Origin of the sequence: Azospirillum sp. TSH20 (genome assembly GCF_003115935.1) — a bacterium.
GTDB lineage: Bacteria > Pseudomonadota > Alphaproteobacteria > Azospirillales > Azospirillaceae > Azospirillum.
Genome location: NZ_LGQU01000132.1, coordinates 23,916 through 33,403 on the forward strand (window position 1 = coordinate 23,916; position 9,488 = coordinate 33,403).

The following is a 9,488-nucleotide window of genomic DNA, read 5'->3' on the forward strand; positions in this document are numbered from 1 at the left end:
AACCAGTGGCGTGATCGTCATTCACAGCGAAGAGCATCGGCTGCAGGCCGGCCGGTCCGAACTCAACGACGGCCAGCTCGTGCCCTGTTATGAGAAGCCGGCCCGCGCCGATATCGTCCGGGCGCGGATCGAGGCGGTGGGGCTGGGTCCGATCGTGGAACCCACCCGTCACGGCATCGCGCCGCTGGAACGGGTGCATGACGCCGGCTATCTCAATTTTCTGCAGACCGCTTGGGACGAATGGGTGAAGGAACATGGCGCCGACATCGACGCGCTGCCGCTGAACTGGGTGGCGCCGGGCATGTCGCGGCGCCGGGTGCCGCGCTCCATCGACGGGCGACTCGGCTTCTACTCCTTCGATGCCGGGACGCCGATCACCGCCGGGACCTGGCGGGCCGCCACCGCCGCCGCCGACAGCGCGCTGACCGGCGCCGACCGCCTGCGGGCCGGCGATGGCGGCGCCTTCGCGCTGTGCCGTCCGCCTGGGCACCACGCCGGCCATGCCTTCTACGGCGGCTATTGCTTCCTGAACAACGCGGCGATTGCGGCGCAGTCCCTGCGCGACGGCGGGGCCGCGCGGGTGGCGGTGCTGGACGTCGACTATCACCACGGCAATGGCACGCAGGAGATTTTCTGGGAGCGCGGCGACGTGCTTTTCGTGTCGATCCATGCCGATCCCGCGGACGAATTCCCCTATTTCTGCGGCCATGCCGACGAGACCGGAGCCGGGGCGGGGGAGGGAGCGAACCTGAACCTGACGCTGCCCTGGGGGACCGACTGGGACGGCTATGCCCAGGCGCTGGCCGCCGCCGCGGCGCGCATCCATGCATTCGGTGCCGACGCGCTGGTGCTGTCGCTGGGGGCGGACACCTATGGCGGCGACCCGATCTCCCGCTTCCGGCTGCTGTCGGAGGATTTCCTGCGCATGGGCGCGGCCATCGCCGGTATCGGGTTGCCGACTCTGTTCGTGTTGGAGGGCGGCTATGCCGTCGACGACCTCGGCGTGAATGTCGCCAACGTCCTGACCGGTTTCGAGCAGGGCTGAGGGCGGCGATCGCGGCATAACGGCGGTCGCACCGTTGCCGGTGCGGCCGAATCGTCCTAAATTGAAGGGAAGTTCGGCCTCTTTTCTTGAGGATGCGGGCGGTGGCTGCCGACCTTTCCATCACCAGCCCGTCCATCGGGACCTATGCCCCCCCACGCAGCCAGCCGCTGCGGCGGGATGGGAAGGCCGCGTCGGATGGCGGGAAGGACAGTGCCGAAGGGAAGGGGCAGGGCGGTGGCTCCACCGACACCGTCACCCTGTCCGACGCGGCACAGCAGCAGGTCCAGAAGCTCAAGCAGGCCGACACCAGCGTCCGCCAGCACGAGGCGGCGCATCAGGCGGCCGGCGGCGCCCAGGCCGGCGGTGCCTCCTTCACCTTCACCCGTGGGCCGGACGGCAAGAACTACGCCACCGCCGGCGAGGTGCCGATCGATGTCAGTCCCGAATCGGAACCGACCGCCACCGTCGCCAAGATGGAGCAGGTGAAGGCCGCGGCTCTTGCCCCGGCCGACCCGTCGCCGCAGGATTTGCGCGTCGCCGCGCAGGCGGACGCGGCGAAGCTGCAGGCCCAGTCGGAACAGCGCCGGCAGGGTGGTGACACCGCGTCCGGACGGGCGGCTGCCGCCTATGGCGCGGCACAGGCGCTGGGCAATTCCGCCGGAGCGGGGAGGGGGCTGACGGTCTGACGCCCCGCAGCGTCGGCACCGCCTTTCCCGATCCTCCCCGTCCGACCCGATCAGCGACGCGGCGTCGTCTCGCCGTCCAGCGTCAGCAGGGCGCCGTACAGCTCCGGACGGCGGTCGCGGAAGACGCCCCAGGAGGCGCGCTGTGCCGCGATCCGGTCGAGGTCGAAGGTCGCGGTCAGGACCGTCCGGCTCTCACGGTCGGCCTGCGCCACGATTTCCCCCTGCGGCCCGGCGATGAAGGACGAGCCGTAAAAGGTCAGCGCACAGCTTTCCCCCTGCTCCACCCCGACACGGTTGGAGGCGACCAGCGGCATCAGGTTGGCGCCGGCATGGCCCTGCATCACCCGCGTCCAATGACCCTGGCTGTCGATCGAGGAATCCTGCGGCTCCGAACCGATGGCGGTGGGATAGAGCAGGATCTCCGCCCCCTTCAGCGCCATGACGCGGGCGGTCTCCGGGAACCACTGGTCCCAGCAGATGGCGCACCCAACGGTGGCGTAGCGGGTCTTGAACACCTGGATGCCGGTGTCGCCGGGGCTGAAATAGAACTTCTCCTGATAGCCGGGGCCATCGGGGATGTGGGACTTGCGGTAGACGCCCAGCAGGCTGCCGTCGGCATCGACCATTGCCATCGAGTTGTAATAGGCGTTGCGCGCCTTCTCGAAGAAGCTGACGGGAATCACCACCGACAACTCGCGGGCCAGCGCCTGCATGCGTCCGATCACCGGATGCCCCTCGGCCGGAGCGGCCAGTTCGAACAGCGACTGCTTCTGGTCCTTGCAGAAATAGGGGGTCTCGAACAGCTCCTGCGGCAGGATGATCTGCGCGCCCTTGGCGGCGGCCTCGCGAATCAGCGATTCGACGCCGTCGACGTTGGCGGCACGGTCCCAACTGCAGGCCATCTGGGTGGCGGCGACGGTGACTGTACGGGACGAAGGAACGGTGGTCGAAGCGGTCATTGCGGGCTCTCGGCTCCTGTGTGAAGGCGGTTTGCGTACTCGTGTGACCAAAGGCCGCATCCTATGCAAGCCGGTGGAAGGGGTTTATCAACAATTTAGCGAAATATTCACATTGCCCGATCGGTGCCGCACGAACTGCCAAGTAATACCGATCCAATTGGCAATGATCATATCGATCATCATATGCGGATATGGTGTCCGTTGGCCGTGCCAAAAAGATGGAGGCGACACAAGGCGGCCATGAGAAGAATCGAATGAGAGGTTCTGCTTATGCTGACGGTGTTCGGCGGGGCCGGGGGTGACATATCATTGCATGTCGGTGATCGCAGACCGCGCAATTGATTTGCGCTTTGCACACAACACGTTATGATTGGATGACGCAGCCATGCCCCTTCGTGTCAAGGTGGTGTTACCAGACAGGCATGGACCCGACGGACACGATGCCGCAGCGTCGCCTCGACAGGTGACTGCCCGGCGGTCGGCGCCGGTCGGCGTGGATGGTTGTGGGCACGGGAACGACGGCAGAGAGATTGTCGGTATGGAGGCGTCTGTCAAGGGGTGGGGGCCCGAACGCCCCGGCGAGTCGGAGGACCAGGCCGGTTCGGCCGACGGTGCTTTATCGTTCGTCGTCCGGGAAGTGAATCGCGCCTTCGCCCGCGCCCTGCAGACGCGCATCGCGCGGTCGGGGGTCAGCATGGGGCAATGGTTCTTCCTGCGCGCCCTGTGGGAGGAGGACGGCCTGACCCAGCGGGAATTGAGCCACCGCGTCGGCATGATGGAGCCGACCACCGTCACCGCGGTCAACGTGATGGAGGCGCAGGGGCTGGTCCAGCGCGTCCGCAACAGCCACGACCGCCGCAAGATGAACATCTTCCTGACCGACAAGGGCCGAGCCCTGCGCGACACGATGATGCCCAGCGCGTCCGAGATCGCCCAGATCGCCATTGACGGCATCGCGCCGGAGGAACTGGACGTGACGCTGGACGTGCTGCGCCGCGTCGGTGCCAACCTGAACGCCGCCTCCGCCGCCGCCCGCGAGAGCGAGGAAGAGTAGCGCCGGTGACGGCAGACGGCCGTCGCCGCTACGGCGGATCAATCGCCGTCCAGATCACACGCCGTCGGATCAGTCGTCATCCGGATCCGGCGGCGGCGGCAGGCTGGCGCCGGTCAGATTGGCGCCGGAGAATTTCGCATCCCGGATGTTGGCGTCGCTCAGGATCGCCCCGGTCAGGTTGGCATTGCTGAAGTCGCAGTCCGACAGGTTGGCCCCGCGCAGGTTGGTGCGGACGCAGGAACTGCCGGTCAGCCGCGCCCCGGTCAGGTTCGCCGCCCACAGCCGTCCGGTCGGCTGGCCGTCCGGCCCCTTGATGTCGACCCAGCCGACTCCGGCCCCGTCCAGCCGCACACCGTCCATGTCGGCGCCGCGCAGATTGGCGCCGTCCAGGATCGCCGCGCTGAAATCGGCGCCGGCCAGCACGGCTTCGGAGATGTCGCACATGATCAGCAGCGCCTCGCGCATCTTGGCGCCGCTGAGATTTGCCCGCTTCAGGTTGGCGCCCGACAGGTTCACGCCGGTCAGGTCGATGTGGCTGAGGTCGGCGCCGGTCAGGTCGGCCCGTGCCCCCATCGTGCCGTTGGTGTTGATCCAGGTGTAGTGGCTGTGAAGCGCCTGCTGGATTTGGACCGAGAAATTGTCCGCCGACCGCGCCAGATTGGCGCCGGTGGTGTCGGCGCCGGTCAGATCGGCGCCCTCCAGCTTCGCGCCCTGCAGATCGGCGTTGCGCAGGTTGGCGCCGGCCAGCATCGCGCCGGTCAGATTGGCGTCGCGCAGCACCGCGCCCTGCAGGTTCACGCCGGACAGGTTGCTGCCGCGCAGGTCGGCGCGGGCGAGATTGCAGTTCTTCATGCTGGCGCGCATCAGCGTGGCGCCGGTCAGCAGCGCGCCCTCGCAATCGGCGCCGTTCATCGACACGTCGGTCAGGTCGGCGCCGGACAGGTTGGCGTTGGTCAGCGACGCATCGTCGAAATCGGTTCCCGACAGGTCGGAGCGGACGAAGTCCAGCCCCTTGCCGCCCTTGCCCCCCTGCCCGCCATAGAGCAGGGCGCCACCGCGCAGATCGGCTTCGCGAAGGATGGCGCGCTTCATCTTGGCGCCGCGCATGTGGGCGCCGCGCAGGTCGGCGCGGTACAGGTTGCAGCCGGACAGATCCGCCTTCGTCAGATGGGCGGCGAACAGGTCGGCGGTGCTGAGATTGGCGTTTGACAGGTCGCAATGGGACAGGTTGGCGCCGGACAGCTTGCCCTGCGCCAGGTTCACCCCGGACAGGTTCGAGCCTTCCATGTTCGCCATGGTCAGGTTGGCGCGCGAACCGCCCGACTTGTTCTTCAGCCAGCGCTCGTGCTTTTCCAGCACGGCAACCAACTCGTGCGGTGTCATCGGTCCTGCCCGGTCTGCATGGTTGCGTGGTCCATCGATAGACCAGTGTCCGGAAATAATCTATGCCAAAGGTTAAAGCCGCCTCCAGTGCCGAGGCGGCTTGGCGACGGCGGCGGCGGGCCCCATCTGCGGGGCGTCGGGCGCAGCACCGCCTGCAACAGGCCAGTCATAATGGGGAGTTGGGGATCATGTCGGGTGGACACACGCTTGCGGCTTTCGACACCGAACTGGCGGCACTGCGCAGCGCCATCGACCGGATGGGCGAACTGGTGGAGCGGCAGGTCGGGCTGGCGCTCGATTCGCTGGCCGGCCCCGACGCCGGGATCGCGGGCGAGGTGCTGAAGGGCGATGCCGAGATCGACCGGCTGGAGATGGAGGTGGAGGCGATGACCGTCCGCCTTCTGGCGCTGCGCCAGCCGATGGCGAAGGACCTGCGTGAGATCGTCGCGGCGCTGAAGATCGCCTCGAACCTGGAGCGGATGGGCGATTTCGCCGGATCGGTCGCCAAGCGGGCGGTCACGCTGGCCACCCTGCCGGTGGCGCCGCCGGTCGCCTCGCTGGTTCGCATGGGCCGCATGGTGCAGGCGATGATCAGCGACATGCGCCGCGCCTACACCGAACAGAATGCCGACCTCGCCGCCGCCGTCCGCGATTGCGACGGGGAAGTCGATGCCGCCTATACCGCTCTGTTCCGCGAATTCCTGACCTACATGATGGAGACGCCGGCGCAGATCACCGGCTGCACCCATCTGCTGTTCGCCGCCAAATCGATCGAACGCATCGGCGACCACGCCACCAACGTGGCGGAGAACATCAGCTTCCTGGTCAAGGGCCGCCTGCCGTCCGACGAGCGCCGCAAGGAGGACCTCAGCAGCTACGCCGTCGCCCCGCCGCCGGCGCGGGCGTAACAGGGAGTGCCCAATAGGGAATGCTTGACAGGCGGCCCCGCCCTGTGTTGCGGTTGCTGCCATGAACATGTCCTCGCCCCTCCTGTCGCAGCATTGGTGGTGGCCCGTCTCCCACGGGCCGGCCTGGCAATGCGCGTAAGCGTGGATTGAGAAGAAAAGGCCGCCCGGTGCATCCGGAGCGGCCTTTTTCCTGACCCGACACAGCGGGTCATCCAGCGGAAGAACGGACAGGCAGGCGGAAGCACCGGGCGGCGTCACCGAAAAGACGCCCGAACCGGAGCACCGCCGTCATGATCCCGTCCCACCTGTTCCTCGCCGACCCCGTCTTCCTCGAACCCGTCGCCGCAGTGACCGGCGGTGGCCTCGGCCTGCGCCGCACCGCCGAGCCGGTGGCGCTTGCCGAGTCGGTCGATGCGCTCGTCACCGTACTCGACGAGCGGCGCGGCCTGCTGCTGTCCGGCGGGGTGGAGGCACCCGGCCGCTACCGGCGTCAGGCACTGGGCTTTGTCGATCCGCCGCTGTCGGTGACCGCGCGCGGCCGGACCGTGCGCATCGACGCGCTGAACCCGCGCGGTCGGCTGCTGCTGCCCGCCGTGGCCCGCGCGCTGGATGGGCACGGGGCGCTTATCGGGCTGGAGGTGACTGCCGGGCGTGTCACCGCCCTGGTGCGCCGCCCGGCCGGGGTCTTCGCCGAGGAGGAGCGCAGCCGCCAGCCCTCCGTCTTCAGTGTACTGCGGGCGCTGATGGCGCTGTTCGCCTGCCCGGAGGAGCCGTTCCTGGGGCTCTATGGCGCCTTCGGATATGATCTCGCCTTCCAGTTCGAGCCGATCCGGCGCCGGCTGGAGCGGCCGGACGACCAGCGCGACCTCGTGCTGTACCTGCCCGACCGGTTGCTGGTGGTCGATCACGCCGCCGGGGTAGCGCGCCGCTTCACCTACGAGTTCGTGGTCGATGGCGTCTCGACGGAAGGCTTTGCCGGCGGCGGGCGGGTGCACGCTTATCGTCCCGACACCAACGCCGCCGCGGAGTGCGACCATGCCCCCGGCGAGTACCAGCAGGTGGTGCGGGCGGCGAAGGAGGCCTTCAACCGCGGCGACCTGTTCGAGGTGGTCCCCGGCCAGACTTTCGCCGAACCCTGCGCCGACAGCCCCGCCACCATCTTCCGCCGCCTGCGCACGGCCAACCCGGCACCCTATGAAGCGCTGATCAATCTGGGCGACGGCGAGTTCCTGGTTGCCGCCAGCCCGGAGATGTATGTGCGCGTCGGCGGCCGGCGGGTCGAGACCTGCCCGATCTCCGGCACCGTGGCGCGCGGTGGCAACGCGCTCGACGACGCATCGCAGATCCTGACGCTGCTGAACTCTGCCAAGGATGCGGCGGAGCTGACCATGTGCACCGATGTCGACCGCAACGACAAGGCGCGGGTGTGCGAGCCCGGTTCCGTCCGCGTCATCGGCCGGCGGATGATCGAGCTGTATTCCCGTCTGATCCATACCGTCGATCATGTGGAAGGGCGGCTGCGTGACGGCTTCGACGCGCTGGACGCCTTCCTCACCCACACGTGGGCGGTGACCGTGACCGGCGCGCCGAAACGCTGGGCCATGCAGTTCCTGGAGGATACCGAACGGTCGCCGCGCCGCTGGTATGGCGGGGCCTTCGGCCGCATCGGCTTCGACGGTGGGATGGACACCGGGCTGACCCTGCGCACCATCCGCATGAAGGACGGCATCGCCTTCGTCCGCGCCGGCGCCACCCTGCTGTCGGACAGCGATCCGGATGCGGAGGATGCCGAATGCCGGCTTAAGGCGTCGGCCTTCCTCGACGCGGTGCGTGGCGAGGGCGCTGGGCCGCGGCTGTCGGTGGTCCAGGCCGGGGCGAAGCGAAGCGGGGAGGGCAGGCGGGTGCTGTTGGTCGATCATGACGACAGCTTCGTCCACACGCTGGCCGACTATTTCCGTCAGACGGGGGCGAGCGTGACGACGCTGCGCCATGCCCACGCGCGGGCGGCCCTGCGCAGCGACCCGCCCGACCTGCTGGTTCTGTCGCCGGGGCCGGGGCGGCCGGCCGATTTCGATGTCGGCGGCAGCCTGCAGGCGGCGCTCGACCTCGGCGTGCCGGTGTTCGGCGTTTGCCTCGGGCTGCAAGGAATGGCCGAGCATTTCGGTGCGGAACTGGAGCGCCTGCCGGAGCCGATGCACGGCAAGGCCTCACTCCTGCGTCACCAGGGTGGCGGGCTGCCTATCGGGCTTTTCGAGGGGCTGCCGCAGGGGATGCGGGCGGGGCGCTACCATTCGCTGGTGGCGCGTCGCGACAGTCTGCCGCCGGAGCTGCGGGTAACCGCTGAGACGGAAGACGGCACCGTGATGGCGATCGAGCACCGGACGCTGCCGCTGGCCGCGGTGCAGTTCCATCCCGAATCGATCCTGACCCTGGACGGCGCCACCGGTGGCGGTTCCGGGCTGGCGCTGGTCGCCAATGTGATGGACCGGCTGGCCGGGCGCGTCAGCGCGGTGCCGGAACGCGAAGCGGCGGCCTGAAGGGGCCGCCGCTGCGTGACTTCGATGGAGGAAGAGTGACGGGGAAACCCGTCACTCCACCATGCCCAGCGCTTCCTTGTAGAGCTCCAGGATGGCTTCCTGCTCCTGGCGGTCGGCCTTGTCCATCTTCCGCAGGCGGATGATCTGCCGGATGATCTTGGTGTCGAAACCGGTGCCCTTCGCCTCGGCGTAGACTTCCTTGATGTCTTCCTGCAGACCGCGCTTTTCCTCTTCGAGACGCTCGATGCGCTCGACAAAGGACTTCAGGCGATCCGCCGCGATGCCGCCGACGTCGGACATGGCAAAACCTCAAACGATGGGGGTGTTCGGGAACGGGGCGGGACAATATCGGCGGGCGGGGGGAATGGCAAGCCGGCGATGCGCCGCGGGAACGCACGGCAGAGGTCCGGCTGCGTCATCGCGTCGCGACCATCCCTTCGTACAAGCGTCACCGTCGCCGGAGTTTGAACAGCTCATGGCTGATTTGTCTTAATGTATGAAACAATCGTACGATGGGCTTAAGCAGCCATTCCCTTTGTTGCGGCGCACCTAATAGGCTGGTATTACCATCGGTGGGTTCGGCTTCACAAAGGCGCATGGATACGGCATGTATGCACGTCGTCTGGGCCGATGACCCATGGGGGATGCCGGGATCGGCGTATCTGAGGCAGGGGAGTTTTATCTAATGAAAGTCGCCATTCCAAAGGAGCGACGTGCGGGCGAACTTCGCGTGGCCGCCTCACCGGAAACGGTGAAGAAACTGAAGGGTTTGGGACTGGACGTGGTGGTGGAGAGCGGGGCCGGTCTCGGTTCCAGCATCACCGACGCGGCCTATGAGGCGGCGGGGGCCGCGATTGCAGCCGACGAGGCGTCGGCGCTGGCCGATGCCGACATCGTGCTGAAGGTGCAGCGCCCC

Annotated in this window: 8 protein-coding genes and 1 pseudogene; 6 read left to right on the forward strand and 3 right to left on the reverse strand. The window is 67.9% G+C overall.

Annotation, left to right across the window (positions count from 1 at the left end):
- Positions 1 to 10: 10 nt before the first annotated feature.
- Positions 11 to 1,045 (forward strand): histone deacetylase family protein, encoded by a 1,035-nt coding sequence (locus TSH20_RS29820; RefSeq protein ID WP_109493008.1) that lies wholly within the window; start codon positions 11 to 13, stop codon positions 1,043 to 1,045.
- A 92-nt stretch (positions 1,046 to 1,137) separates the two neighbouring features.
- Complete coding sequence (locus TSH20_RS29825) at positions 1,138 to 1,731, forward strand: putative metalloprotease CJM1_0395 family protein (protein ID WP_109157551.1); 594 nt, start codon at positions 1,138 to 1,140, stop codon at positions 1,729 to 1,731.
- A gap of 50 nt (positions 1,732 to 1,781) precedes the next feature.
- Here the strand turns inward: TSH20_RS29825 and aguB are convergent, their stop codons facing one another.
- Entirely contained in the window at positions 1,782 to 2,690 is a 909-nt protein-coding gene (gene aguB, locus TSH20_RS29830) for an N-carbamoylputrescine amidase (RefSeq protein WP_109157550.1), read from the reverse strand.
- A 538-nt stretch (positions 2,691 to 3,228) separates the two neighbouring features.
- Between aguB and TSH20_RS29835 the strand changes: the two genes are divergently transcribed.
- The gene (locus TSH20_RS29835) at positions 3,229 to 3,744 is read left to right on the forward strand and encodes a MarR family winged helix-turn-helix transcriptional regulator (protein WP_109157549.1); all 516 of its coding nucleotides are present in this window, start codon (positions 3,229 to 3,231) and stop codon (positions 3,742 to 3,744) included.
- Between the two features lie 69 nt (positions 3,745 to 3,813).
- On the opposite strand, the gene TSH20_RS29840 is transcribed toward TSH20_RS29835, so the two are convergent.
- Positions 3,814 to 5,127, reverse strand: a complete 1,314-nt coding sequence (locus tag TSH20_RS29840; protein ID WP_109157548.1) for a pentapeptide repeat-containing protein — start codon at positions 5,125 to 5,127, stop codon at positions 3,814 to 3,816.
- A 188-nt stretch (positions 5,128 to 5,315) separates the two neighbouring features.
- Here TSH20_RS29840 and phoU point away from each other — a divergent pair, with 188 nt between their 5' ends.
- Both phoU and TSH20_RS29850 read left to right on the forward strand, forming a co-directional pair.
- A complete protein-coding gene (phoU, locus tag TSH20_RS29845) occupies positions 5,316 to 6,035 on the forward strand; it encodes a phosphate signaling complex protein PhoU (RefSeq protein WP_109157547.1) in 720 nt (239 codons plus the stop codon).
- A gap of 290 nt (positions 6,036 to 6,325) precedes the next feature.
- The gene (locus TSH20_RS29850; protein ID WP_109157546.1) at positions 6,326 to 8,572 is read left to right on the forward strand and encodes an anthranilate synthase; all 2,247 of its coding nucleotides are present in this window, start codon (positions 6,326 to 6,328) and stop codon (positions 8,570 to 8,572) included.
- Between the two features lie 51 nt (positions 8,573 to 8,623).
- On the opposite strand, the gene TSH20_RS29855 is transcribed toward TSH20_RS29850, so the two are convergent.
- Positions 8,624 to 8,872: a DUF2312 domain-containing protein gene (locus tag TSH20_RS29855; protein WP_012973951.1), complete on the reverse strand. Its 249-nt coding sequence runs from the start codon at positions 8,870 to 8,872 to the stop codon at positions 8,624 to 8,626.
- A 385-nt stretch (positions 8,873 to 9,257) separates the two neighbouring features.
- On the opposite strand from TSH20_RS29855, the pseudogene TSH20_RS29860 reads away from it, so the two are divergent.
- A pseudogene (locus TSH20_RS29860) lies at positions 9,258 to 9,488 on the forward strand (NAD(P)(+) transhydrogenase (Re/Si-specific) subunit alpha); the annotation flags it as partial.